Origin of the sequence: Amycolatopsis sp. YIM 10 (assembly GCF_009429145.1) — a bacterium.
Classification (GTDB): Bacteria; Actinomycetota; Actinomycetes; order Mycobacteriales; family Pseudonocardiaceae; genus Amycolatopsis.
Genome location: NZ_CP045480.1, coordinates 2,812,477 through 2,836,928, shown reverse-complemented (window position 1 = coordinate 2,836,928; position 24,452 = coordinate 2,812,477). Strand labels below are relative to the sequence as shown.

The following is a 24,452-nucleotide window of genomic DNA, read 5'->3' as shown; positions in this document are numbered from 1 at the left end:
TTCCAGCACGATTTGTTGTGATCAACAACATACGAGCTGTCACGCTCGGCCCGTGAGTGGCGGTGGTCCCCGGTCCCCGCCAATCCCCCGCCGCCACTCACGGGCCCCCTCCGCTCAGTTCTTGCGCACCTCCACGGCGACCTTGACACCCTCGCCGACCGTGCCCGCGGACCCGTCGGCCCCGGCGCCCAACACGTCGTAGGCCACCGAGGTCGCCAGCGTCTCGCCGGCGATGAACTCCTCGTGCGCCTTCGCCGCCTCGACCACCTCGGCCGGCGCGTCCACCACCAGCGCGATCCGGTCGGCCACCTCGAGTCCGGCGTCACGCCGCGCCTGCTGCACCACGCGCACCAGGTCACGCGCCACGCCCTCGGCGGCCAGCTCCGGGGTCACCTCGGTCTCCAGCAGCACCAGCCCGGACCCGCCCGGCAGCTCGACCGCCGCGCCCTCGTCCTTGGCCACCAGCTTGCGGTCGTACTCGGTCTCCAGCAGCTCGATCCCGGCCGCCACCAGCGCGCCACTGTCCGAAGTGGACCACTCGCCCGCCTTGACCGCCTTGATCACCCGCTGCACGTCCTTGCCCAGCCGCGGTCCCGCGGCCCGCGCGTTCACCGCCACCTCGACCCCGCCGTGCGCGGCCACGTCGTCGGTCAGCTCGACCGACTTGACGTTCACCTCGTCGCGGATGATGTCGGTGAACGGGCGCAGCGCGTCCACGTCCTCGGCGGCCACCAGCAGCTTCGCCAGCGGCAACCGCACGCGCAGCTTGTTCGCCTTGCGCAGCGACAGCGCCGACGAGCACACCTGGCGCACCCGGTCCATCGCGGTGACCAGCGCCGCGTCCGATGGCAGCTCGGTGGTGCCCGGCCAGTCGGCCAGGTGCACCGAGCGCTCCCCGGTCAGCCCGCGCCACACCGACTCGGTGGTCAGCGGCAGCAGCGGCGCCAGCACCCGGCAGGTCACCTCCAGCACGGTGTGCAGGGTGTCCACCGCGTCCTGCTCACCGGCCCAGAACCGGTCGCGCGAACGGCGCACGTACCAGTTCGTCAGCACCTCGAGGAACTCGCGGGCGGTGGCGCAGGCGCCGGCCACGTCGCTGACCTCCAGCGCTGCCTCGACGTCGGTCACCAGCTCGTGCGTCTTGGCCAGCGCATACCGGTCCAGCACGTGCTTCGAGTCGGTGCGCCACTTGCCCTCGGTGCCCTCGGCGTTGGCGTAGAGGGCCAGGAAGTAGTACGAGTTCCACAGCGGGAGCACCGCCTGGCGCACCGCGTCGCGGATGCCCCGGTCGGTCACCACGAGATTGCCGCCGCGCAGGATCGGGCTGGCCATCAGGTACCAGCGCATCGCGTCGGAGCCGTCCCGGTCGAACACCTCGTTGACGTCCGGGTAGTTCCGCAGCGACTTCGACATCTTCTGCCCGTCCGAGCCCAGCACGATGCCGTGCGAGACGCAGGTGCGGAAGGACGGCCGGTCGAACAACGCGGTGGCCAGCACGTGCAGCGTGTAGAACCAGCCGCGGGTCTGCCCGATGTACTCCACGATGAAGTCACCCGGGTAGTGGTGCTCGAACCACTCGGCGTTCTCGAACGGGTAGTGCACCTGGGCGTAGGGCATCGAGCCGGAGTCGAACCACACGTCGAGCACCTCGGGCACCCGGCGCATGGTGGACTTCCCGGTCGGGTCGTCCGGGTTGGGCCGGGTCAGCTCGTCGATGTGCGGCCGGTGCAGGTCCGCCGGGCGCACGCCGAAGTCGCGCTCCAGCTCGTCGAGCGAGCCGTAGACGTCGGTGCGCGGGTAGTTCGGGTCGTCCGACGTCCACACCGGGATCGGCGTGCCCCAGTACCGGTTGCGCGAGATCGACCAGTCGCGGGCGTTCTCCAGCCACTTGCCGAACTGCCCGTCCTTGACGTGCTCCGGGTACCAGGTGATCTGCTGGTTCAGCTCGACCATCCGGTCCTTGAACTCGGTCACCGCGACGAACCACGACGAAACCGCGCGGTAGATCAGCGGGTTCCGGCAGCGCCAGCAGTGCGGGTACGGGTGCTCGTAGGTCTCGTGGCGCAGCAGCACCGCGCCCTGGCGCCCGGCCGAACCGGTGCCGTTCTTCAGGTCCTTGATGATGTTCGGATTGGCGTCGAACACCAGCTGGCCCGCGTAGTCGGGCACCTCGTCGGTGAACCGGCCCTTCGAATCCACCGGGGTGACCGGGGTGATCCCGGCCGCGTCGGTGACCACCTTGTCCTCTTCACCGTAGGCGGGCGCGATGTGCACCACGCCGGTGCCGTCCTCGGTGGTCACGTAGTCCGCGGACAGCACGCGGTGCGCGTTCTCCTGGCCGAGGAAGTACGGGAACGGCGGCACGTAGCGGGTGCCGAGCAGCTCGGCGCCGGTGTACCGCGCGAGCACCTCGGGCTCCTCGCCGAGTTCCTTGGCGTAGGCGGCGACGCGCGCCTCGGCCAGCACGAAGCGCTGGTCGCCGGACGCGACGTGCACGTAGGTGACCTCGGGGTGCACCGCGGTGGCAAGGTTCGATGGCAGCGTCCACGGCGTGGTGGTCCAGATCAGCAGGTGCGCGCCGTCGAGGTCGTTGCCGTTGCCGTCGAGCCGGAACCCGACGGTGACCGCGGGGTCCTGGCGGCTGGCGTAGACGTCGTCGTCCATCCGAAGCTCGTGGTTGGACAGCGGGGTCTCGTCGCGCCAGCAGTACGGCAGCACGCGGTAGCCCTCGTAGACCAGGCCCTTGTCCCACAGCTGCTTGAACGCCCAGATCACCGACTCCATGTAGGTGACGTCGAGCGTTTTGTAGTCGTGGTCGAAGTCGACCCAGCGCGCCTGGCGGGTGACGTACTCGCGCCACTCGTTCGTGTAGCGCAGCACCGACTCGCGGCACGCCTCGTTGAACGCGGCGATGCCCATGTCGTCGATCTGCGACTTGTCGGTGATGCCCAGCTGCCGCTCGGCCTCCAGCTCGGCGGGCAGGCCGTGGGTGTCCCAGCCGAAGCGGCGCTCCACGCGCTTGCCGCGCATGGTCTGGAAGCGCGGCACGATGTCCTTGACGTACCCGGTGAGCAGGTGCCCGTAGTGCGGCAGGCCGTTGGCGAACGGCGGGCCGTCGTAGAACACGTACTCGTTGGCACCGTTCACGCCGGGGTCGCGGGCTTCCACGGTGGCCTGGAAGGTCCGGTCGGCCTCCCAGTAGGCCAGCACGTCCTTCTCCAGCGCCGGGAACGACGGCTGGGACGGCACCTGACCGGTCGGTTCACCAGCCTCGGCCTTGGGGTACATCGAGCGCTCCTCGCGGTGTCCAGTGGTCCCGGGATACGGGGACGAAGCCCGGCCGGTCCCGGCCGCGTTCCGCGGTACCACCCCGCTTGCCCGCGCGCGAAGCACGGGCCGCTCGTTCGACGGCTGTCACGGGCCGTACCCGTCCGGTTCTACTGGGGCTCGCGCCTGTTCTTCCGGAGGCTCCCCGGTGATGGCCGGATCAGCGCCTGTGTTCTACCAGGTTAACGCGCCGGTGCAAGTGGATTCCGGGGAGGTCGGCTTTGGCGCGCGGGTCCGGTCGATGGGCCGGTTCGGCGGACCGCGTTTATCGTCGGTGATCATGGAGGATCGGTGAAAGGGCTGGCACTGCCCGTGATCATCGTGGTGGTCGCGGGCGGCGTGGCCGGGCTTGGCGCGCTCATCGGCCTCGGCGGCGCGACCGTGCTCGCCGCGCTGACCGCGTTGTTCTGCCTGCTGGCCGCGTTCGGCGGGCCGCTGCGGGCGGACCTGCGCCTGCTCGCCGGTTTCGCGCCCGCGCTGGTGTTCGGCGCGGGGGTGCCGCGGCTGCTCGGCGAGGTGTCGGAGTGGGCGGCGATCGGGCTGCTCACGGTGGTGGTGTTCGCGGCCGGGCTGCTGCCCGTGCTGGGACGCCGGTACGTGACGGTCGGGCTCGGACTCGGCATGTCCTCGGTGTTCGGTTACGGGTTCCAGCTGACCGGTTCGGCGAGCGTCGCCCAGGTGCTCGGCGCGCCCGCGCTGGCCGTCGGCGTGGCCATCGTGTTGCGCGTGTTGGCCGGCCTTCGCGACCCGGGCAAGCCGGTCCGCGAGGCGCTCGCCGAGTTGCTGGCGGGTAACGGCTCGGTGGAGCAGGCCGCCCGGCAGTGGTTCGGCGACCGGCCGCGGCGGTGGACGGCCCAGGTGCTCGCCCACACCCTGCGCTACCGCGCGGCACGGGGCGTGCTCGAAGAACGCGGCGTGGCCGTGGACTCCGTCGAAGCGGATCGGGTCGCTTCCCTGGTCCGCACTCGCTCCACTTCGGACAGTCTGTTCTCCGCTCCGGCACCCCCGGACGACCTGCCCGGCGCGACCCGCGAATGGTTCACCTCGATGTGGGACGCCCTCGGCGCGGTGCACAAAGCCGCGACGACGCGCGATGAGTCCACTGTGGAGCTGCCGCGCGGATTGCACCGGCGCGTGCTCGACGCCGAGCTTCGTGGTGCCCTGTCGTGGAAATCGGCGCAGACGCGGCACGCCGTGCGGGTGGCGCTGGGCATGTTCGTCGCGCTGGCGGTGGCCAGGTTGCGGCCGGGTGACCCGCTGACCCTGTCGTTTCTGATGGCGACTTTCGCGATCATGCAGCCGGAATGGCGGGACAGCCTGAGCAAGGCGTGGCAGCGGATCGCCGGTTCGGCGGGTGGCGCGGTGGTGCTGGCGCTGGTGATCTGGCTGTTGCCGCCGTCGGCGTTGCTGCCGGTCGGCTTGGTCGCGATGCTCGCCGGTTTTCCGTTCATGACCAGCAAACCGTTGCTGTTCAACGGTTGTGTGGTACTGATGAGCGTCGGCGTGAACGCGGCGAACCGCCACCTGGACCCGGCGCCGGTGCTGGTGGAGTACCTGCTGCTGATCCTGCTGTCGGCGATGATCGGCCTGCTGTTCGGTTTTGCCGCCGTGCCAGGCGTTCGCAAGCCGAGCCCGGAGGAACGACTGGACACCGCCGTCGCGGACACGCGGGATTTGCTGGCACACCTAGCCGCCACCCTACGAGGCGACGCCGACCCTCGAGCCCTGGCACGCCTCTTCCGCCAGTCGGCGCGCTCCCAACAGGACCTGCTCGCCACCGAGCCCGGCAGCGCGGAACCCACCGCCCCGCAACAGGATTCGCTGGAAGACACCGCCGATGCCCTGCGCGCCCTGCACACCACCGCCGTCGCCCTCGCCCTCCCCGGCCGACGACACGCCTCCCTCGCCGACCCCATCACCACCCTCCTGGCCGGTCAGCCCACCCATCACACCCCAAAGGACGATGAGCAGCGTCTGCTCCTGACTTCCCTGAGCACCAACCTGGCCGCCCTCCCCACTCCGGGACGGTGAACTCGCAAATTAAGCAGCGCAGCCGTCAAGGGTCGGCCGTGGGCCGGCGGCGCGAGCGAAACAGTCGCAGCCCGGAGCGGTGAAGCGAACAGGCATCACCAGCGGGCTGCGCCGGGGAAGCTGCGGGCATCGAGGCGGGAGAGAACCGCCGCGGGGTTACTTGCTGGCTTTGTGGCTGTCCCGGTGGGCGGCGGCCAGGGTGGCGTCCGGGCCGCAGCGGTCGCAGGGGGTGAAGCCCAGGTCGCGAGCTTCGGAGACGGCGATCGGGATGGTGTCCCGCTCGATCAGCCAGGTGCAGTCGGCGAGGTGGTAGCGCGGGTACTCATCGACCACCAGTACCTCGACGTCCAGGCTCGAGACCACCAGCAGATCGGCGGCATCGGTGTCTTCCTCGCCCGGGTCGCCGGTGGCTGCGGCGGACTCCCCAGCCTCGGCCACAGCTTCGGGCTCGGGCTCGGCGGATTTCTCCGAATCACCCGCGGCGGGGAGGACGGCGGTAGCCGCGGCGGGCTCCTTCTCCGCCGGCTCCTCGTCGAGCGGAAGTTCTCCGGCGACCTCGCCCTCGACGGCATCAGCGTCGGAGTCGGAGTCAGCGTCCGGCTTGGCCTTTTCCTCGGCCGAAGCCGGGGCGGGCTCGGCCGCGGCAGCCGCCGCCCGTTTCCGGCGGCGCAGCCACTCGGCCAGCATCACGATCCCGGCCACCACCGAAACGCCCACCGAGACCCAGGCCCACAACGTGTTCGCGGTGATCAGACCCGCGACAACCAGACCCGCAGCAACCAGCACCAGCACCAGCACGACGTAGAGCACGGTGAATTACAACACGGACGACATGCCGAAACGGCTCCGACCCTCCCGGCGGGAGGGTCGGAGCCGTCGGTTCACTCGATCGAGTGGCTTCAGCCGGCTTCGGCGCGCGGGCCGAACGAGTAGCCCTGTCCGCTGCTGGAACCGCTCGCGGACTGGTTCGCACCCGGCGAGGCGGGCGCGGCCGAGCCGCGGTCGTCCAGCTCACGCAGCTGCGACTCGAGGAAACCACGCAGCCTCGTGCGGTACTCCCGCTCGATGGTCCGCAGCTCTTCGATCCGCTTGTTCAGCGTGTTCTTCTCGGAGTTCAGGCTGTTCATCGTCTCGGTGTACTTGCGCTGCGACTCGCGTTCCATCGTGGTCGCCTTGTCGCGCGCCTGCCGCTCCAGGGTTTCCGCCCTGGTGCGAGCGTCGTTCAGCATGGTCTCGGCACGCGTGCGCGCCTCGTTGACCATCGAGTCCGACTTGGCCCGAGCGTCGGAGAGCAACTGCTCCGACTTGGTCCTGGCCTCGGCCAGCATGCCGTCCGACTCGGTCTTCGCCTCGGCGGTCAGCCGGTCAGCCATCTCCTGGGCCAGGCCCAGGACCTTCGCCGCCTGCACATTGGGCTCGCCGTTGTCCGGCCCCATGCCGTGGGCCTGGGTCTGCTCCATCGCACTGGGCGGCGGAACGGGGGCCAGCCGCCGGGGTTCCTCGCGCACCGGCGCGGGCGGGGGCACGTTGCCCACCGGACCGGCGGACCGCGCGGTCTCCAGCTCGCCACGGGTCGATTCCAGCTCTGCATCGAGCTGCTCAACCTGCTGGCGGAGCTCGTTATTGTCCTCGATGAGCCGGGCGAGTTCGGTCTCCACCAGGTCGAGGAACGCGTCCACCTCGTCCTCGTTGTAGCCCCGTTTGCCTATGGGCGGCTTGCTGAACGCGACGTTGTGCACGTCAGCGGGGGTCAACGACATCAGATCACCTCACGCACTCCATGGCCTGCAGGTCACCAGGGTCCCCGATCACCCTGGATACGCCAGTTGCATCAGTATGAACACAACCAACAGCAGCACCATAATCGATAAGTCCAGTCCGACGCCGCCAATCCGCACCATCGGGATGATCCGCCGGACCAATCGGACCGGCGGGTCCGTAACTGTGTAGATGGTCTCCAGCGTCACCGCAACCCCTCCGGCGGGGCGCCACTCGCGCGCGAAGGCGCGCACGAGCTCGACCACGACCCGTGCTGTGAGCAGGAGCCAAAACGCGAACAGCACGTAGTAGAGGACGATCCAGACCGCTTGCACGTCTCCACTCTGCCACACCCGTGCCCCGGCGTGCGGGCAGTGGGCTGACCAGGGGCGAACCGGCGTGGCGGACAACACCGTACAACACCGGGGAACGCCGTTCAGGGGCACCGGCCCATCGGCCGATGCCCCTGGTCCGCGGCAGGTGTCAGTTGCGGAGGAAGAGCCCGCCTTCGGCGATGCGACGACGGTCCTCGGCGGTCACGTCCACGTCCGGCGGTGAGAGCAAGAACACCTTGTTGGTGACCTTGTCCATCGAGCCGCGCAGCGCGAACGCCAGCCCGGCGGAGAAGTCCACCAGCCGCTTGGCGTCGGCGTTGTCCATCTCGGTCAGGTTGATGATCACCGGGATGCCGTCGCGGTAGTGCTCGCCGATCGCCCTGGCCTCGGCGTAGCTGGTCGGGTGCAGGGTGGTGATCCGGCTGAGCGGGTCACGGCTGGGCACCCTGGACTGCTCCGGCACCGGGCGCAGCCTGGCCACCGGATCCGGCCGGTCGACCGCGAGCGCGCCCTGCACCGCCGGCGTGGCGGCGGGCACGCGGCCACGCGAGCGCGGCTCCTCGTCGTCGAACTCGTCCATCGCCCGGTAGCGGCCCCGGGAGCGGGTGCGCACGGGCGGTGCGGCAGGCTCCTCGTAGGCTTCGTACTCGTCCGCATCGTCGGCGTAGTCGTATTCGCGGTCACGGGAGTCACGCCGGTAGTCGCCGTCGTAGCTGTCGTATCCGTCGTAGCCGTCGCTGTCGGCCGGCACCATGCCGAAGTACGCCTTCAGCTTCTGCAGCGCGCTCATGCGGTGTGCCTCCCTGCCCTCTTCGACCCTCACGGCCACTCACGCCCGAAAGCCACGCCAGTGCCCCACCGTTACGCTACGTCACCGAAAGCGGCGCCGCTCGACGATTTCACTACGGTGAGGCTAAACCTCGCCGTCCGAGCAACGCGGTTCCGACACGCACACAGGTCGAGCCGCACGCGATGGCTTGTTCAAGATCACCACTCATCCCCGCAGAGAGTTCCATGGCCGACGGGTGGTCTTCAAGGAACTTTTCCCTGGCTGCCGCCAGCCGGGAGAAGGCCTCGCGGGGATCGGTACCCAGCGGAGCCACGGCCATCAGCCCCCGGAGCCGTAAATCACCCGACTGGGTGAGGTTCTCGGCCAGTGCGGGCAACTCCGGCAGCGGGCAACCACCGCGGGCGCGCGCCGTCTCCTCGTCGTCCAGGCTGACCTGGGCGAGCACATCGAGAGGATGATCACGTTCGCCGCGCTCCCGCGCCGTGCGGACGGCCTTCGCCAGCGCGTCGGCGAGCCGGATCGAATCCACCGACTGGACCTCGTCAGCCCAGCGGACCACCGATCGGGCCTTGTTCCGCTGGAGCCTGCCGACCATGTGCCAGCGCACGCGCGAACCCGGGCGCATGGCCGCCACTTCCGCGGCCTTCGCGCCCGCTTCCTGATCGCGGTTCTCGGCGAGGTCGGTCATGCCGAGATCGGTCAGCAGGGCGGCGTCGACCGCCGGGAACGTCTTGGTCACCGCGAGTAGCCGCACCTCTTCGGGGCGGCGCCCGGCGGCCGCGCAGGCGTCGCGGATCTGCGCGCGGACCAGCTCGAGCGACTCGGCCAGCTCTGACTGCCGGTCGGTGCTCATTCCGCCTCGACCCAGGTGATCGCGGCGAGCCTCCCGGTGGTGCCGTCGCGGCGGAAGCTGAACAACGTCCGGTCCTCGGCGGTGCACCGCGGGTCGAGACCGATCTTGGCGATCCCGGCGTCGGCGAGCTGGCGCCACAGCCCGGCACGCAGGTCGAGCCCCGGGGTGCCGTTGCGGCTCTTGCACGCGCTGCCGGGCAGGTGCGCCTCGACGTCGTCGGCCATCGCCTTGGGGACCTCGTAGCACTCACCGCAGATCGCCGGGCCGAGCAGCGCCTCGACCTTGTCGAGTTCGGCGCCCGCCGACTTCATCGCGTCCAGCGCGGCCGGGACCACGCCCACCCTGGCGCCGACGCGGCCCGCGTGCACCGCGGCCACCACCCCGTTCTCGGGGTCGCCGAGCAGCACCGGCACGCAGTCGGCGACCAGCGCCACCAGCGCCACGCCCTGGCGCGCGGTGACCAGCGCGTCGGTGGCCTCGGCCGGCGGACCGCCGGGCTGGTCGACCACGGTCGCCGTGCGCCCGTGCACCTGTTCCATCCAGGCCAGATCGGACTCGGCCAAACCGAGTTCCCCGGCGAGGCGGCGGCGGTTGGCCGCCACCGCCGATTCGTCGTCGCCGACGTGATCACCGAGGTTGAAGCTTTCGTACGGTGCCCGTGAGACACCGCCCGCCCTGGTCGTGACGACCCTCCGAATACGCACCAACGCAGCTTAGCGACGCATGAAGGGCGGAACGTCCACTTCGTCGTCGCTGGGGTCGTCGGTGACCGGCACCGGGCGGCCCGGGGGCAGGTTGCCCTGGGTGCTCTGCGAGGTGGTGCGCGGCGTCGGGTAGCCGGGACGGCTCCCGCCCGGCTGCGGCAGGCCGCCCGAGATCGAGCCGGTGCCACCGCCGAAACCGCCGCCGGTGATCCGCTCGCCGGTGGCCCCGCCGACCGGCGACTGCGCGCGCTGGCCCGGCGCGGGCGTGCCCGGCCGCTGCGAGGACGCGGACGGCAGCGCACCGGAACCGCCCGAGCCGCCGAGCTGGCCGGCTTCGGCGGACACGGTGGAGCTGCGCGAACCGACCGCGGACGGGTCGAGCTTCTTGTGCGTCGGCGCGCCGGCGTCGAAACCGGCCGCGATCACGGTGACCCTGACCTCGTCGCCGAGCGAGTCGTCGATGATCGTGCCGAAGATGATGTTGGCGTCCGGGTGCGCGGACTCCTGTACCAGCGAGGCGGCCTCGTTGATCTCGAACAGGCCGAGGTCGGAGCCACCGGCGATGGACAGCAGGGCGCCGTGCGCCCCGTCCATCGAGGCCTCCAGCAGCGGTGAGTTGATCGCCTTCTCGGCGGCCTGCACCGCCCTTCCCTCACCGCGCGCACTCCCTATTCCCATCAGCGCGCTGCCCGCACCCGACATCACGCTCTTGACGTCGGCGAAGTCCAGGTTGATCAGCCCGGGCGTGGTGATCAGGTCGGTGATGCCCTGCACACCGGAGAGCAGCACCTCGTCGGCCGAGCGGAAGGCGTCCATCAGCGAGACGCCGATGTCGCCGAGCTGCAGCAGCCGGTCGTTGGGAATGACGATCAGCGTGTCGCACTCGTTGCGCAGCGCCTGGATGCCGTCCTCGGCCTGCTTGCCGCGGCGCTTGCCCTCGAAGGAGAACGGGCGGGTGACCACGCCGATGGTCAGCGCGCCGAGCTTGCGCGCGATCTGCGCCACCACGGGGGCGCCGCCGGTACCGGTGCCGCCGCCCTCGCCCGCGGTCACGAACACCATGTCGGCGCCCTTGATGACCTCTTCGATCTCCTCGCGGTGGTCCTCGGCCGCGCGCTGGCCGACCTCCGGGGCGGCCCCGGCGCCGAGGCCGCGGGTGAGTTCGCGGCCGATGTCGAGCTTGACATCGGCATCGGACATGAGCAGCGCCTGCGCGTCGGTGTTCACCGCGATGAACTCGACACCCTTGAGGCCGACCTCGATCATCCGGTTCACGGCGTTGACGCCGCCGCCACCGATGCCGACGACCTTGATCACCGCGAGGTAGTTGTGCGGGGGCGTCATCGGGATCCGCCTTCCTGATCGTGACTGTGCGTGTTGCCCCGCCGGCGGTCGCCCCTCGGACACTTCCCCGCCCGAAACCCTCGACCTCTAGTCGAGGCTTAGAGTTATGTCAACTACCGACGTTGCTCCAGAAGGTAGGGACCGCCAGGCCCTTAATCCAGGAGCCACGCCGCGCGCGTCCCAATCTCTTTGACCACAACGCCTTCGTGTGTGGAAAGTGTCAAGCCGCCATTGAGATGGTCAGCAGGGGTGCGGAAGTCGGCGACGGCGAACCACCGCGCGGCTCCACCGTGACCCCGATCTTGGCCACCCCGCTCAGGCCCTGCGCGGTGAGCACCGACCCCGGTTCCGGACCACCCGGCACCAGCCCCATCGAGCGCACTCCGCCGTCGTCGTGCATCAGCCAGACCTGGTACTCGCGGTCCGGTGAGGGCGCGGGCAGGTTCGACGCCATGAACACCGCCTTGTCCAGGCTCGGCGACATGACCACCGTGCCGTGACCACCCGGATCGTGCGCGGTCACCACGTCCGGTGACGCCAGCAGCTCCCCCATCGGCGCGTACTTCTCCCGTGCCTGGGCGGCCTGCTGACGTGCGGCATCGAGCTCACCCTGCGTGTGCAGCGCGAGCCCGCCGAACACCCCGCCGATGGCGAGGCCGACCACGGCCGCGGCGGCCGCGACAAAAACCATCCAGCGCGGCGCTCCCGTGCCACGCCGGGACCGGCCGCCCCGGTCACCGCCGGCGGACGGCGGTTCCTGGCGGGTGGCCCGGACCGCGGCCAGCACCTCGCCCTTCATCCCCGGCGGCGGGTCCTCGGCCACCGCGGCGCCCAGCCGCGCGGCGGTCGCGCGCAGCTCGCGCACCTCCTGCGCGCACGACGGGCATTCGGCGAGGTGCCGCCCGAACCGTTCGCGTTCCAGGTCGTCCAGCGCGTCGAGCGCGTACGCCCCGGCCAGCGTGTGCATGTCCGGCGAAGTCATGCGGTCACCCCCAAGCAGTCCCGCAGCCGGATCAGTCCGTCGCGAAGCCTCGTCTTCACCGTGCCCTGCGGGGTGGACAGCACTTCGGCCACCTCGCGATAGGTGTAGCCCTGGTAGTACGCGAGGAGCACGGATTCCCGTTGCAGTTCGGTCAGATTGCCGAGGCAGCGGCGCACCTGCTGGCGTTCCCAGCTGGCGGTGACCGATTCGGCGACCTCGTCGAACGGGCGGTTCCTGCTCGCCTCGAAGGTGGCCTTGACCTCACGTTCCGTGCTCGCGCGGGCGGAGCGCACGCGGTCGACCGCACGGCGGTGCGCCAGGGTCAGCGCCCAGTTCAGCGCGCTGCCGCGGTCCGGCGAGTAACGCGGCGCGGTGCGCCACAGCTCGATCAGCACCTCCTGGGCCACTTCCTCGGACTGCGCGCCGTCGCGCACCACCCGGCGGACCAGGCCGAGGATCGGCCCGGCCAGCCTGTCGTAGACCTGCTCGAACGCGCGCTCGTCCCCCTTGGCCACCTGGACCAGCAGGTCTTCGGTGGTCGGCCCGTCCTCGCCGGTGACCGGCCGGAGGGGTTCACCTGGCCGGCGAGGTGCCGTCTCATCCATTGAGTCCTCCGAGTCGGCCGGCCGGCGTCACCTTCGGCATCGGCGCGCGGCGCAGCCACAGTGCGACGCCGTGCTTGCGGATCAGCGCGGTCACACGCTGCGGGACGAACGGCCGGGCCAGCAGCATACGGACCAGATCACCGGCACCCGCGGCACGACGCACCCCCCGGAGGGTGGCGGTGAGCGGAGTCGAGCCCGCCTGGCGCAGCGCCACCGAAACGGACAGCAGCGAATCCGGTTCGGGCACGCGCATGCGGTATTCGCCGTCGCCGGTCTGGAACGGCGAAACGTAGAACTCCTTCGCCGCGCTGGCACGGCCCCGCGCGTCCGGGTGCAGCAGGTAGGCGTGCCGCCCGCGGTAGGTGTTGTGCACTTCGGCGACCACGCAGGCCAGTTCCCCGTCCGGCCGGTGGCACCAGTACAGCGTGATCGGGTTGAACACGTACCCGAGCACGCGCGCGCCGGCCAGCATGACGACCCGGCCCCCGCGCAGGTCGACGCCCCGGTCGGCCAGCCACGCGTCGAGCTTCTCGCGAATGGTGCCCGGCTCGTCCTGGACGAAGTGGTCGCGCCCGTCGAACCGGGCGAACGGCCGCAGCCAGCGTGGCAGGCGCGGCGTCCGGTCGAGATCGACCAGCCACAGGTACACGCGGTGCGTGAAGGACAGCGGCGGGTCGATCCGGCGCACGTGCGCCACCGTGGCGTCGTACAGCGCGGCGGTCACCAGCGCACCCCCAGCGATTCGGCGGCGCGCGCACCCGAGGCGCAACCGTCCTCGTGGAAGCCCCACCCGTGGTAGGCACCGGCGTAGGCGACGACCCCGTCGTTCAGCTCGGGCAGGCGTCGCTGCGCGGCGACCGACTCCGGCGTGTAGATCGGGTGCTCGTAGGTCATCCGCGCGAGCACATCCGGCGCGGCGATGCCCGGCGGAGGGTTCAGCGTGACCACGTAACCGTTCGGTTCGTTCAGGCGCATCAGCCGGTTCATGTCGTAGCTGACCTGCACCGCGCCGTTGTCCGCGCCGCAGCTGGGCGCGGCGTAGTTCCAGGACGCGCGAGCGCCCGGTGTGCGCGGCAGCACGCCCGGATCGGTGTGCAGCCACGCCTCGTTGCTCGAGTAACCGAACGCGCCGAGCACCTCGCGCTCATGCTCTGTCGGCTGTTCGAGCAGGTCCAGCGCCTGGTCGGCGTGGGTGGCCACCACGACCTTGTCCACTCGGTGCACGCTGGCGGCGTCGTCGCGCAGCTCGATCCCGGCCGCGGCCCGGCGCAGCGACCGGATCGGCGTGGACAGGTGGACCGCGGTCAGCTGCTTCACCGCGAGTTCGACGTACTCGCGCGAGCCGCCGGTCACCGTGCGCCAGGTCGGCGAACCGGACACCGAGAGCATGCCGTGGTTGCGCAGGAAGGCGAACAGGTAGGGCGCCGGGTAGCGCAGGGTTTGGGTGCGCTCGGCGGACCAGACGGTCGACACCAGCGGCAGCACGAAGTGGTCCACGAAGTACCGCGAATACCCGCCGATGGCGAGGAAGGCGCCGATCGTGACGTCCCCGGCGTCGGATGAGCGCAGTACCCGCGCCGCGTGCCGGTGGAACCGCTTGACCTCGGCCAGCATCCGCAGGTACCGCGGATTGCGCAGGTTCCGCCGCTGCGCGAACAATCCCGGCAGGCCCTTCGCGCCGGCGTACTCGAGACCGCAGCCGTCGCACCGGATGCTCATCGACATCTCGGTCTCCTGGGTGCGCACGCCCAGCTCGCCGAACAGCTTCAGCAGCGTCGGATAGGTCCGCTCGTTGTGCACGATGAAGCCGGAATCGACCCCGATCGTGCCGTGCGCGCCCGCCACGTCGTGGGTGTGCGCGTGCCCGCCGAGCCGCTCGCCGGACTCGAACAGCAGCACGTCGTAGCGGCGTTGCAGCAGGTAGGCGGCGGTGAGCCCGGCCACGCCGCTGCCGATGACAGCGACTCGTTCTCCAGTGATCTGCACACCGGGCATTCGGCGCCCGCGCGCGGGCGGATTGGTACCAATCCCCCAGGGCCGCGTCCGCGAATCCCTGATATGCCGACAACCGCCGACCGCATCGCCGGATTCGCTCGGGACCTGCTGGGCGCACCGCTGCCGGTGGGCATCCGCGCCTGGGACGGCTCGCGTGCCGGGCCACCGGGCGTCACCGCGGTGCTGAATTCGCGGCGGGCGCTGCGGCGGCTGCTCTACGCACCGGGTGAACTCGGGCTCGCCCGCGCGTATGTCACCGGTGACCTGGACGTGGAGGGCGATCTCGCCGAGGGCTTCCGCCGGATCTGGGCGCTGACCAGGTCGGGCGCGGTGAAGCGAACGCGAATGGAACCCGCGGACCGGGCCAGGGCCGCCTGGCTGGCGCTGCGCCTCGGCGTGCTCGGGCCGCCGCCCAAGCCGCCCGCCGAGGAGGCACGGCTGACCGGCAGGCTGCACACCCCGCTGCGCGACCGGTCCGCCATCGCCCACCACTACGACCTGGGCAACGCCTTCTACCAGTTGCTGCTGGACGAGTCGATGGCCTACTCGAGCGCCTACTGGACCTCCGACCGGCCCGGTTACGACCTGGCGCGGGCGCAGCGGGACAAGCTCGACCTGATCTGCCACAAGCTCGGGCTGCGGCCGGGGATGCGCCTGCTGGACGTCGGCTGCGGCTGGGGTTCGCTGCTGATCCACGCGGCCAAGCACCACGGCGTGCACGCGGTCGGCGTGACCCTGTCCGCCGAGCAGGCCGAGCACGTGCGCACCCGGGTGAGCGCGCACGATCTGCACGATCGGGTCGAGGTCCGGCGGCAGGACTACCGCGAACTGGACGACCAGCCGTTCGACGCGGTGGCCTCGATCGAGATGGGCGAGCACGTCGGCGAGCAGCACTACCCGCGCTACACCGACACCCTGTTCCGCCTGCTCAGGCCGCGGGGACGGCTGGTGCTGCAGCAGATGTCGCGTGGCGCGGTGGCACCCGGCGGCGGCGCGTTCATCGAGCGCTACATCGCCCCCGACATGACCATGCGCCCGCTCTCGCGGACGCTGGGCCATCTGGAGGTTTCGGGCTTCGAGATTCGCGACGTGCACGCGTTGCGTGAACACTACGTGGAGACGGTGCGTGCCTGGACGGACACGCTCGAGTCAAGGTGGCACGACGTGGTCGCGCTGATCGGCGAGACGGGGGCGCGGGTGTGGCGCCTCTACCTGGTCGGCGGCGCGCTGGCCTTCGAGGAGAACCGAATGGGAGTGGACCAGATCCTGGCGGTACGACCGGGTGAGGCCGGGGAGAGCGGACTTCCGGCCACCCGCGAGCGATGAACCTGCTGATCAGCGCCGCCGTGGCGCTCGGGATCGCGCTGGTGGCCGTCTGCGCCACCTTCGCGATCGCGCTGGCCAGGCGGCGGTACGACACGATCGACACCTTCTGGGGACTGGGGTTCGCGCTGGTCGCGCTGGTGGCCTTCCCGTACGGCACCGGGGACCTGCCCCTGCGGCTGGTGGTCACCGGGCTGACCGTGGTCTGGGGCGTGCGGCTGGCGGTCCACCTGCACCTGCGCAACCACAAGCTGCCCGAGGACCCGCGTTACGTCCGCATGGTCGAGCGCGCGGGTGACCGGCCGGGCGCGCGCATCTTCGTGCGTGTCTACCTGGTGCAGGCGCTGGTGCTGTGGTTCGTCTCGCTGCCGGTGCTGGCCGCCCAGCACGGCACCGGGATCGGCGTGCTCGGCTGGCTTGGTCTCGCGGTCTGGCTGGTCGGGTTCGGCTTCGAGACCATCGGCGACGAGCAGCTGCGGCGGTTCAAGGCGGACCCGGCGAACCGCGGCCGGGTGCTGGACACCGGGCTGTGGCGCTACACCCGGCACCCCAACTACTTCGGCGACGCCTGCGTCTGGTGGGGCTTCTACCTGCTGGCGTGCTCGACCTGGCCGGGCGCGGCCACCGTGCTCTCACCGCTGGTGATGACCTTCACCCTGGCCAAGGGCACCGGGAAACCGTTGCTGGAGAAGGGACTCCACCGCACGAGGCCGGGCTACGCCTACTACGTCGAGCGCACCAGCGGGTTCTTCCCGTTGCCGCCGCGGCGCACTACTCCCCGGTCCGCCCGTCGGTGAGTTCGCGCAGCAGATCGAGATGCCCGGCGTGGCGGCCGGTTTCCTCGATCATGTGCATCAGTACCCAGCGCACACTCACTTCGCGACTGCGGCCGAAGGTGATCACCTGGTCCAGGTCGAGCTTCGCGACGATTTCGCGGCCGGTCTGGCATTCCGCTTCGTAGGCGGCTACCAGTTCGGCGATCGGCACCGAAGCCGCGGCGGTGAACTCGGCGTCGGGGTCCTCTTTGAACCGCTCGCGCCACGGGTCCTCCTGACCGCCGAGCACCACGGAAAACCAGTACGACTCGACGTAGGTCAGGTGGCCGACGAGACCGGCGATGGTGGTGTGCCCGCTGGTCGGGACGTGCACCGCCCGCGCCTGTTCGTCGGTGAGCCCGTCCGCCTTGAGCACGATCGCGCTGCGCAGGAAATCGAGGAAGCCGTTGAGCTGATCGCGCTCGGAACCGGTCATCGGCGGTTCGGGACGCGTTTCGGGGTTCACCATGTCCGGCATTCTGCACTGTGCAACTCCGGCGAGCTAAGGAATTGCCCAGTGCTCACCGGTGCGGCATCCACCAAGAGGTTGATGCGGCGGGCCCGCGGCCAGGGACATGCTCGAAGGAGAACGGCCGACCGAAGGGGGTTCGATGCTGGGACAACGCTCGCTCGCCGAGACTAGTCATCTCCACGGCGGCCAGTTGGTTCACTGGCCCGGCTCGCTCCACACACGACAGTGCGCGCCGGAAGGAGAGCCCATGGGTGCGGTGACCGCCATGCTGGTCTACTCCGAGGACGACGCCAAGGTGGTGCTGCCCGGCCACCCCGTGCCCGACCGCGAGGCGACGCGGGCGATGGCCCGGCGACTCCAGCCGCACGGCGTGCTCGAGGAAATCGGCGACGGGAACCTGCTGGAGAACGTGAATCCGCCCGACGGCCGCATGTACGTCGGCTGCTTTCCCGGACTGACCGTGATCTGCGCGCCGGAGGCCGCCGTCGACCAGCCTTCGCAACTCCCGCCGAACCTGCTGGAACCGGCCGGGAACGCCACCGTTTACCTGCACGCGATGCACAGCGCGGTCGACTGGTTCGCGTACGCGATGTGGGAACGGGGAACCTTGGTGCGCTCGCTCAGCCTGGCCCCGGAATACGGCATCCTCGAAGAAACCGGGGACGCGCTGATGTTCGAAAAGCCTTACTGGTCCGGCGATCGCGCGCCGCTGCGGCCGTGCCCGTTCCCGTTCCACCCGCTGGACCTCGGCGAAGAGGCACTGCGCGCGATGTTCGGCATCACCTACGAGGGCAAGCCTTTCGACGGTGACCCGGATCTGCGGGAAATCACCCTGCTCGGCTTCCGCTACGACGATTCCCCGGGAATTCAGGAAACCGTGGGAAGTTCCGGGCTGGAGACGTCGTAGATCCTGCCCGGCTGGGTGAGCAGGGCGGCGAGCACCTTGGTCTTGCGGTCCAGCTGGTCCGCGTCGCCCCAGCGGATCTGCCTGCCGTCGTTGAGGTCCAGCCGGACGCTGCCCGGTGAGTCGGCGCCGACGGCGGCGACCTGGCCGCGCAGTTGTCCCGGCAGCGAGATCAGCACCGCGGTGGCCGCGCGGGTGGCCAGGTCGTCCGGGCCGACGCGCGCCAGCTTCAGCTCCGGCAGTCCGGCGGGCGCCACCGGCACCTTCTTGAACACGAACCCCGAATCGTCGACCAGGTGGATTTCCTGGCCGGTGTTGAAGAACCCGATCGGCGTGCGTTCGGAGACGGCGATCTCGATGGTCGACGGCCACGAGCGCGAGACGTCCGCGGTGGCCACACCCGGCAGGGTGAGCACCCGGTCGCGGATCTCGTCGGTGTCCACCCGCAGCATCGCGCGCCTGTCCGGCACCGCGGCGACCGCGCGGATCTGGTCGGGCGAGAGGCTGGTCGCACCGACCACCTCCACCGTGCGAACGCCCAGCAGCGAGGTGAAAAAAACCAGGTACAGCCCGGCGATCACGCTCAGCGCACTGAGGATCGCCACCGACCGGCGCTGCATCGCCTTGCGGCGGCTCGGCCGGGTGCCGGTGCGCTGCCGCGCGCTGGCCGGGCGGCGACCCCGGCGACTGGCCGACGCCGACCGCGCCGGTCCGCGCTCCTCGCCCGGCCCGCGCCGCCGCCGCTGCCTGGCTTCCCTGGCCGTGGTCACGCGCTAGCCCTGCTCGCTCCGGCGGTCCAGCTCGGCGAGGATCTCCGGACCGAGCTGCGTGACGTCGCCGGCGCCCATGGTGACCACCAGGTCGCCCGGCTTCGCCAGGTCGGCCGCGAGCGTCACCACCTGGTCGAACGCGGGCTGGTAGTGCACGGAAGAAGTGACCTGCTCCGCGATGAGAGCACCGCTCACCCCCGGCTCGGGCTCCTCGCGCGCGCCGAACACGTCGAGCAGCACCACCTCGTCGGCCAGGCCCAGCGCCTCGGCGAACTCGGTGGCGAAGGCCTTCGTCCGCGAGTACAGGTGCGGCTGGAACAACACGATCACGCGCCCCTGGCCCGCCGCGTGCCGCACCGCGCGCAACTGCGCGGCGACCTCGGTCGGGTGATGGGCGTAGTCGTCGTAGACCCGGACGTCGCCGGAGCGGCCCTTGAACTCGAACCGCCGCCGGACCCCCCCGAACGCGGCCAGCCCCTCGGCCAGCTCCTCGACCGGCGCGCCCAGCTCGATCCCGGCGAGCAGCGCGGCAACCGCGTTGAGCGCCATGTGCTCACCCGGCACCGCGACCAGCACGTCCAGTTCCTTGCCGCCGACGGCGACCCGCACGACCCCGCCTTCGGGACCCGGCCGGTAGTCGAGGACCTTCGCGTCGTCCGCGCCGGTGACCGCGCGGCCGTAGCGCTGCACCCGCAGCCCCTCGGCCTCGGCCTTGCCCGCCAGTTCCGCGGCGGGCGCGTCGTCACCGCAGACGATCAACAGCCCGCCCGGCTCCAGCCGCCGGACGAACTTGGTGAACACCTCGACGTAGGCCTCGGCGGTGCCGTGGTGGTCGAGGTGGTCGGGCTCCACATTGGTCACCACCGCGACCGACGGCGAGTAGGCCAGGAAGGACCCGTCGCTCTCGTCGGCCTCGGCGACGAAGATGCCGCCGGTGCCGTGGTGCGCGTTCGAACCGGACTCGTTGAGGTCCCCGCCGATGGCGAAGGACGGGTCCAGCCGGCAGTGCTGCAACGCCACGGTCAGCATCGAGGTGGTCGAGGTCTTGCCGTGCGTACCGGCGATGCAGGCCACCCGGTGGCCCTCCATCAACCCGGCCAGCGCCTCGGCCCGGTGCAGCACCGGGATGCCGCGCTCACGCGCCGCGGCGAACTCCGGATTGCTGTCCTTGATCGCGGTGGACACCACCACCGCGCTCGGCCCGCCGTCGAAGGCGTCCAGGTTCTCCGCCGCCTGCCCGACCGCGATCTTCGCGCCCTGCGCGCGCAGGCCGGGAAAGGCGCGGGAGTCCTTCGCGTCCGAACCGGACACTTCGGCACCGCGCGCGAGCAGGATGCGGGCGATACCGCTCATCCCGGCGCCGCCGATGCCGATCAGGTGCGCGCGCCGCAGCACCTCGGGGAGTTCCGTCATTTCGCCGCCGCCTCCAGCACGATCCGGGCCAGCACCTCGTCGGCCTCGCGGTGGCCGAGGCCCACCGCGGCCGCGCTCATCTTCGCCACCCTGGCCGCGTCGGCCACCAGCGGCACCACCAGCTCGGCCACCTTGCCCGTGGTCAGGTCGGCGTCCTCGACCAGCAGCGCCGCGCCGGCGTCGACCGCGGGCTTGGCGTTGAGGGCCTGCTCGCCGTTGCCGTGCGGCAGCGGCACGAAGATCGCCGGCAGGCCCACCGCGGAGACCTCGGCCGCGGTCATCGCGCCGGAACGGCAGAGCACCGCGTCGGCGGCCGCGTAGGCCAGGTCCATCCGCTCCAGGTACGGCACCGGCACGTAGGCCGGCTTGTCCGGGAACTCCTGCACCACCAGCGTGTTCTTCGGGCCGTGCGCGTGCAGCACGCCGATGCCGGCGTCGGCGAAGTCCTTGGCCGCGCCGGAAACCGCGTTGTTGATCGAGCCCGCGCCCTGGGAACCGCCGAACACCAGCAGGGTCGGCGCGTCCGGGTCGAGCCCGAAGTGCTCGCGTGCCTCGGCGCGCAGGGCGGCGCGGTCCAGCGTGGTGATCGAGCGGCGCAGCGGGATGCCGACGACCTCGGCGTTGGGCAGCGGCGTGCCCGGCACGGCGACCGCGACCCGCTTGGCGAACCGCGCGCCGACCTTGTTCGCCAGTCCGGCCGTCTTGTTCGCCTCGTGCACCACGATCGGCACGCGCCCGCGCGCGGCCAGGTACGCGGGCAGCGCCACGTAACCGCCGAAGCCGACCACCACGTCGGCCCCCACGCGGTCCAGCACCTCGCGGGTCTTCTTCACCGAATCGCGCACCTTCAGCGGCAGCCGGAGCAGCTCCGGCGTCGGCTTGCGGGGCATCGGCACCGGCGGGATCAGCTCCAGCGGGTAACCCCGCTCCGGCACCAGCTTGGTCTCCAGGCCGCGCGCGGTACCGAGCGCGATCACCTTCGCGTCCGGCCGCAGGCGCTTGACCGCGTCCGCGAGCGCGAGGGCGGGTTCGATGTGGCCCGCGGTGCCGCCGCCGGCCACCACCACCGTCGGCGCCGCCTGATCGACGGCTCTGTCCGCTCCAACTGCCGGGTCTGTCACCGACGTCCTCTCCGTGTCGAACTTCCGCGTGCCGCACTTCCGCGTGCGGTACTGCTGCGTGCGGTACTGCTACGTGCGGTAGTGGCCCTCGTCGCGCCACCGCGCCGCTCCCCGGGGACGGGCCTGCCGCCACCGCGGGCCGCCGGGCGGCCGCGCTTGGTCCCGCTGCTCCGCGTACCGGTGGAGCCACGGCGCTTGGTCGGCGGCCGGTACGGCTCCGGCGCCGGCAGGCGCAGCAGTCGCCCGAATTTACCCGGCCCCTGGGTGCGCAGTGCGGCCACCGCCTCCGGTTCGTGCCGGGCGCAGTTGGCCAGGATGCCGAGCAGCAGCATGGTCACCACCAGTGAGGTGCCGCCGTAGGAGATCAGCGGCAGGGTCACCCCGGTGACCGGCAGCAGCCCGATCACGTAGCCGATGTTGATCGCCGCCTGCGCGACCACCCACACCGTCAGCGTGCCGGCCACGATCCGGATCCACGGGTCCAGGTTACGCGTGGCGATCCGCATGCCGACCACGGCGAGCAGGCCGAACAGGCCGATCACCACCACGCAGCCGACAAAGCCGAGTTCCTCGCCGATCAGCGCGAAGATGAAGTCGTGCTGCACGTTCGGCAGGTAGCGCCACTTCGACTGCCCCTGCACCAGTCCCTTGCCGAAGAACCCGCCCTCGGCGATGGCGTAGAGCGCCTGGTTGGCCTGCAGCCCCTTGCCCTGCGGATCGGCGCCGGGATTGAGAAAGGTCATCACCCGGTCCAGCCGGTACTGCGCGACCAGCGCCAGGATCACCGCGCCACCGACACCGCCGGCCAGGATCACCCCGAACAGCCGCTTCGGCGCGCCGGCGAACCACAGCAGCGCGACCAGCACCACGCCGAGGGTGACCGTGCCGCCGAGGTCGGGCTGCGCCATCACCAGCGCGAACATCAGCAGCGCCGCGGGCACCACCGGGACCAGCAGGTGCCGCCACTGGTGCAGCACGTTGTACTTGATCACCAGGATGTGCGCGCCCCACAGCGCCAGCGCCACCTTGGCCAGTTCGACCGGCTGCAGCGAGAACGGCCCGACCACGAACCAGCCCTGCGAGCCGTTGACGTTCTTGCCGAGCGGGGTGAGCACCAGCATCAGCAGGCCGAGGCAGACCACCATCGCGGTGGACGACAGCGCCCGGATCCGGCGCAGCGAGACCCGCAGCCCGATCAGGAAGGCCAGCGAGCCGATGCCGACGAACATCAGGTGCTTCTGGAACAGCGCGTAGACCGACGAGCCGGTCTCGGGATTGTAGGAGGACGGCGACGAGGCCGACAGCACCATCACGATCCCGATCACCGTCAGCGTGCCGGTGACGGCGAGCACCAGGTGGAACGAGGCCAGCGGCCGCGACAGCCACGCGGTCAGCGCGAACTGCTCGGCGGAAAAGCTCCTCGGCTGGCGCTCGCCCTTGGCGCGGCGCCGCGCGGCCCGGCCCGCGCCGGTCTTGCTCTCCTGGTCGGTCTGCTCAGCTGCTGTCACTGTTCGGCCCCCGGCCCGCCATGGCATGCACCGCGGCAGTGAAGGCATCGCCCCGCTGGGCGTAGTCGCGGAACATGTCCAATGAGGCGGCCGCGGGCGCGAGCACCACCACGTCCCCTGGACGTGCCATGGCACTGGCCGCACTCACCGCCGCAGTCATGGGCTCATCGTCACCCGGCGGGAGCGTCTTCACCGGGACATCCGGCGCGTGTCGCGCCAAAGCGGCGGCGATCACCGGCGCGTCCACGCCGAGCAGCACCACCCCGCGCAACCGGTCGGCCGCGGCCTCGACCAGCGCGTCCACCGCGGCACCCTTGAGCTGCCCACCGGCGATCCAGACCACGTCGGGGTAAGCGCCGAGCGAGCCGGCGGCGGCGTGCGGATTGGTGGCCTTGGAGTCGTTGACGTAACGGATCCCGGCCACCTCGCCGACCTCCACCGCCCGGTGCGCGCCCGGCTGGAACTCCCGCAGGCCCTTGGCCACGGCGTCGGCGGGCACGCCGTACGCACGCGCCAACGCCGCCGCGGTGAGCGCGTTCAGCACGTTGTGCGCACCGGCCGGGCGCACGTCGGACAGGGCGCCCAGTTCCTCGGCGCTGTGCACCGGATCGGCCACAAAAGCGCGGTCGACCAGCAGATCCTCCACCACGCCCAGCTCGCCGGGGCGCGGGGTGTCCACGCCGATGCCGACCGGGGTCGCGTGCTCGGGCGCGTACGCGGCGGCCAGCCGGACCGACCACTCGTCGAGCGAGTTGTGCACCACGGTGGCCGAGTTCTGGTGGATCTTGCCCTTGGCCGCGGCGTATTCCGCCATCGAGCCGTGCCAGTCGATGTGGTCCTCGGCCAGGTTGAGCACCACCGACGCGCGCGGCGCCAGCGAGTTCGACCAGTGCAGCTGGAAGCTCGACAGCTCCACGGCCAGCACCCGGTGCCCGGCGAGTACCGCGTCCAGCACGGCGTACCCGACGTTGCCGCAGGCCACCGCGTCGGCACCGGCCGCGCGCAGGATCGACTCCAGCATGCCGACCGTGGTGGTCTTGCCGTTGGTGCCGGTGACCGCCAGCCAGACCGGCGGTACCGGCAGGTCCTGGCCGATCCGCCAAGCCAGCTCGACGTCCCCGATCACCTCGACGCCCGCCACCCCGGCGGCCACCAGCAGCGGCGCGGTCGGCCGCCAGCCGGGGCTGGTCACCACCAGCGCGGTGCCCTCCGGCGGTTCGGTCAGGCCGGGGGCCAGCGCGGCCCCCAGCCCGTCGAGTTCGGCGAGGCGCTCGGCGTTGCCATCGGTGACGGTGACCTCGGCACCGAGGCCGAGCAGCGCGGTGACCACGGACTTGCCGGTCACCCCCGCCCCGGCCACGAGCACACGGCGTCCGGCCAGCTCCATCTGAAGTACCTCCTG

22 protein-coding genes are annotated in these 24,452 nt (G+C 71.1%); 4 read left to right on the top strand and 18 right to left on the bottom strand.

Annotated features, from left to right (window positions below; translation table 11 throughout):
* Positions 1-114: 114 nt before the first annotated feature.
* Complete coding sequence (gene ileS, locus YIM_RS13895; protein ID WP_153030763.1) at positions 115-3,288, bottom strand: isoleucine--tRNA ligase; 3,174 nt, start codon at positions 3,286-3,288, stop codon at positions 115-117.
* Between the two features lie 330 nt (positions 3,289-3,618).
* On the opposite strand from ileS, the gene YIM_RS13890 reads away from it, so the two are divergent.
* Positions 3,619-5,358 (top strand): FUSC family protein, encoded by a 1,740-nt coding sequence (locus tag YIM_RS13890; RefSeq protein ID WP_153030762.1) that lies wholly within the window; start codon positions 3,619-3,621, stop codon positions 5,356-5,358.
* Between the two features lie 156 nt (positions 5,359-5,514).
* Here the strand turns inward: YIM_RS13890 and YIM_RS13885 are convergent, their stop codons facing one another.
* From YIM_RS13885 to YIM_RS13835, 11 genes are all read right to left on the bottom strand, one after another.
* Positions 5,515-6,168 (bottom strand): hypothetical protein, encoded by a 654-nt coding sequence (locus tag YIM_RS13885; RefSeq protein ID WP_153030761.1) that lies wholly within the window; start codon positions 6,166-6,168, stop codon positions 5,515-5,517.
* A gap of 89 nt (positions 6,169-6,257) precedes the next feature.
* Positions 6,258-7,118: a DivIVA domain-containing protein gene (locus tag YIM_RS13880; RefSeq protein ID WP_153030760.1), complete on the bottom strand. Its 861-nt coding sequence runs from the start codon at positions 7,116-7,118 to the stop codon at positions 6,258-6,260.
* A 48-nt stretch (positions 7,119-7,166) separates the two neighbouring features.
* On the bottom strand, positions 7,167-7,451 hold the full coding sequence (locus YIM_RS13875; protein WP_113693163.1) for a YggT family protein: 285 nt from the start codon (positions 7,449-7,451) through the stop codon (positions 7,167-7,169).
* A gap of 148 nt (positions 7,452-7,599) precedes the next feature.
* On the bottom strand, positions 7,600-8,241 hold the full coding sequence (locus YIM_RS13870) for a cell division protein SepF (protein WP_153030759.1): 642 nt from the start codon (positions 8,239-8,241) through the stop codon (positions 7,600-7,602).
* 112 nt (positions 8,242-8,353) lie between these two features.
* Positions 8,354-9,094, bottom strand: a complete 741-nt coding sequence (locus YIM_RS13865) for a YggS family pyridoxal phosphate-dependent enzyme (protein ID WP_153030758.1) — start codon at positions 9,092-9,094, stop codon at positions 8,354-8,356.
* Complete coding sequence (gene pgeF, locus YIM_RS13860; protein ID WP_153030757.1) at positions 9,091-9,798, bottom strand: peptidoglycan editing factor PgeF; 708 nt, start codon at positions 9,796-9,798, stop codon at positions 9,091-9,093. Before pgeF ends, YIM_RS13865 begins: the two co-directional genes overlap by 4 nt.
* A gap of 9 nt (positions 9,799-9,807) precedes the next feature.
* Complete coding sequence (ftsZ, locus tag YIM_RS13855; RefSeq protein WP_153030756.1) at positions 9,808-11,142, bottom strand: cell division protein FtsZ; 1,335 nt, start codon at positions 11,140-11,142, stop codon at positions 9,808-9,810.
* A 220-nt stretch (positions 11,143-11,362) separates the two neighbouring features.
* Positions 11,363-12,124 carry an anti-sigma factor domain-containing protein gene (locus YIM_RS13850; RefSeq protein WP_153030755.1) on the bottom strand — a complete coding sequence of 254 codons (762 nt, stop codon included), beginning with the start codon at positions 12,122-12,124 and terminating at the stop codon, positions 11,363-11,365.
* Entirely contained in the window at positions 12,121-12,729 is a 609-nt protein-coding gene (sigK, locus tag YIM_RS13845; protein ID WP_153030754.1) for an ECF RNA polymerase sigma factor SigK, read from the bottom strand. Before sigK ends, YIM_RS13850 begins: the two co-directional genes overlap by 4 nt.
* Positions 12,722-13,456, bottom strand: a complete 735-nt coding sequence (locus YIM_RS13840) for a DUF1365 domain-containing protein (RefSeq protein WP_153036964.1) — start codon at positions 13,454-13,456, stop codon at positions 12,722-12,724. Before YIM_RS13840 ends, sigK begins: the two co-directional genes overlap by 8 nt.
* The gene (locus YIM_RS13835; RefSeq protein WP_153030753.1) at positions 13,450-14,715 is read right to left on the bottom strand and encodes an NAD(P)/FAD-dependent oxidoreductase; all 1,266 of its coding nucleotides are present in this window, start codon (positions 14,713-14,715) and stop codon (positions 13,450-13,452) included. The genes YIM_RS13840 and YIM_RS13835 overlap by 7 nt, the downstream gene beginning before the upstream one ends.
* A gap of 72 nt (positions 14,716-14,787) precedes the next feature.
* On the opposite strand from YIM_RS13835, the gene YIM_RS13830 reads away from it, so the two are divergent.
* Positions 14,788-16,050: a cyclopropane-fatty-acyl-phospholipid synthase family protein gene (locus YIM_RS13830; protein ID WP_153030752.1), complete on the top strand. Its 1,263-nt coding sequence runs from the start codon at positions 14,788-14,790 to the stop codon at positions 16,048-16,050.
* The gene (locus tag YIM_RS13825) at positions 16,047-16,844 is read left to right on the top strand and encodes a DUF1295 domain-containing protein (RefSeq protein ID WP_153030751.1); all 798 of its coding nucleotides are present in this window, start codon (positions 16,047-16,049) and stop codon (positions 16,842-16,844) included. The genes YIM_RS13830 and YIM_RS13825 overlap by 4 nt, the downstream gene beginning before the upstream one ends.
* Here the strand turns inward: YIM_RS13825 and YIM_RS13820 are convergent.
* On the bottom strand, positions 16,819-17,331 hold the full coding sequence (locus YIM_RS13820) for a DinB family protein (protein WP_153030750.1): 513 nt from the start codon (positions 17,329-17,331) through the stop codon (positions 16,819-16,821). The two genes, YIM_RS13825 and YIM_RS13820, sit on opposite strands and share 26 nt — an antisense overlap.
* Positions 17,332-17,581: 250 nt before the next feature.
* Here YIM_RS13820 and YIM_RS13815 point away from each other — a divergent pair, with 250 nt between their 5' ends.
* Complete coding sequence (locus tag YIM_RS13815; RefSeq protein WP_153030749.1) at positions 17,582-18,241, top strand: hypothetical protein; 660 nt, start codon at positions 17,582-17,584, stop codon at positions 18,239-18,241.
* Here the strand turns inward: YIM_RS13815 and YIM_RS13810 are convergent.
* From YIM_RS13810 to murD, 5 genes are read right to left on the bottom strand one after another with little or no spacing between them, the layout of a single operon-like run.
* Positions 18,202-19,008, bottom strand: a complete 807-nt coding sequence (locus tag YIM_RS13810) for a cell division protein FtsQ/DivIB (RefSeq protein WP_153030748.1) — start codon at positions 19,006-19,008, stop codon at positions 18,202-18,204. The two genes, YIM_RS13815 and YIM_RS13810, sit on opposite strands and share 40 nt — an antisense overlap.
* A gap of 3 nt (positions 19,009-19,011) precedes the next feature.
* The gene (murC, locus tag YIM_RS13805) at positions 19,012-20,421 is read right to left on the bottom strand and encodes a UDP-N-acetylmuramate--L-alanine ligase (protein WP_153030747.1); all 1,410 of its coding nucleotides are present in this window, start codon (positions 20,419-20,421) and stop codon (positions 19,012-19,014) included.
* Positions 20,418-21,542, bottom strand: coding sequence for an undecaprenyldiphospho-muramoylpentapeptide beta-N-acetylglucosaminyltransferase (murG, locus tag YIM_RS13800; RefSeq protein WP_153030746.1), 1,125 nt, complete (start codon positions 21,540-21,542; stop codon positions 20,418-20,420). Before murG ends, murC begins: the two co-directional genes overlap by 4 nt.
* Positions 21,539-23,050, bottom strand: a complete 1,512-nt coding sequence (gene ftsW, locus YIM_RS13795) for a putative lipid II flippase FtsW (protein ID WP_370468988.1) — start codon at positions 23,048-23,050, stop codon at positions 21,539-21,541. The genes murG and ftsW overlap by 4 nt, the downstream gene beginning before the upstream one ends.
* Complete coding sequence (gene murD / locus YIM_RS13790) at positions 23,037-24,437, bottom strand: UDP-N-acetylmuramoyl-L-alanine--D-glutamate ligase (RefSeq protein ID WP_153030744.1); 1,401 nt, start codon at positions 24,435-24,437, stop codon at positions 23,037-23,039. Before murD ends, ftsW begins: the two co-directional genes overlap by 14 nt.
* Positions 24,438-24,452: the final 15 nt, after the last annotated feature.

Excerpts from the sequence above, each read along its gene's own strand:
- ileS (WP_153030763.1), bottom strand. The coding sequence starts at position 3,288 with ATGTACCCCAAGGCCGAGGCTGGTGAACCGACCGGTCAGGTGCCGTCC.
- YIM_RS13880 (WP_153030760.1), bottom strand. The coding sequence starts at position 7,118 with ATGTCGTTGACCCCCGCTGACGTGCACAACGTCGCGTTCAGCAAGCCG.
- YIM_RS13870 (WP_153030759.1), bottom strand. The coding sequence starts at position 8,241 with ATGAGCGCGCTGCAGAAGCTGAAGGCGTACTTCGGCATGGTGCCGGCC.
- YIM_RS13865 (WP_153030758.1), bottom strand. The coding sequence starts at position 9,094 with ATGAGCACCGACCGGCAGTCAGAGCTGGCCGAGTCGCTCGAGCTGGTC.
- ftsZ (WP_153030756.1), bottom strand. The coding sequence starts at position 11,142 with ATGACGCCCCCGCACAACTACCTCGCGGTGATCAAGGTCGTCGGCATC.
- YIM_RS13850 (WP_153030755.1), bottom strand. The coding sequence starts at position 12,124 with ATGACTTCGCCGGACATGCACACGCTGGCCGGGGCGTACGCGCTCGAC.
- sigK (WP_153030754.1), bottom strand. The coding sequence starts at position 12,729 with ATGGATGAGACGGCACCTCGCCGGCCAGGTGAACCCCTCCGGCCGGTC.
- YIM_RS13830 (WP_153030752.1), top strand. The coding sequence starts at position 14,788 with ATGCCGACAACCGCCGACCGCATCGCCGGATTCGCTCGGGACCTGCTG.
- YIM_RS13825 (WP_153030751.1), top strand. The coding sequence starts at position 16,047 with ATGAACCTGCTGATCAGCGCCGCCGTGGCGCTCGGGATCGCGCTGGTG.
- YIM_RS13820 (WP_153030750.1), bottom strand. The coding sequence starts at position 17,331 with ATGGTGAACCCCGAAACGCGTCCCGAACCGCCGATGACCGGTTCCGAG.
- YIM_RS13815 (WP_153030749.1), top strand. The coding sequence starts at position 17,582 with ATGGGTGCGGTGACCGCCATGCTGGTCTACTCCGAGGACGACGCCAAG.
- murC (WP_153030747.1), bottom strand. The coding sequence starts at position 20,421 with ATGACGGAACTCCCCGAGGTGCTGCGGCGCGCGCACCTGATCGGCATC.
- murD (WP_153030744.1), bottom strand. The coding sequence starts at position 24,437 with ATGGAGCTGGCCGGACGCCGTGTGCTCGTGGCCGGGGCGGGGGTGACC.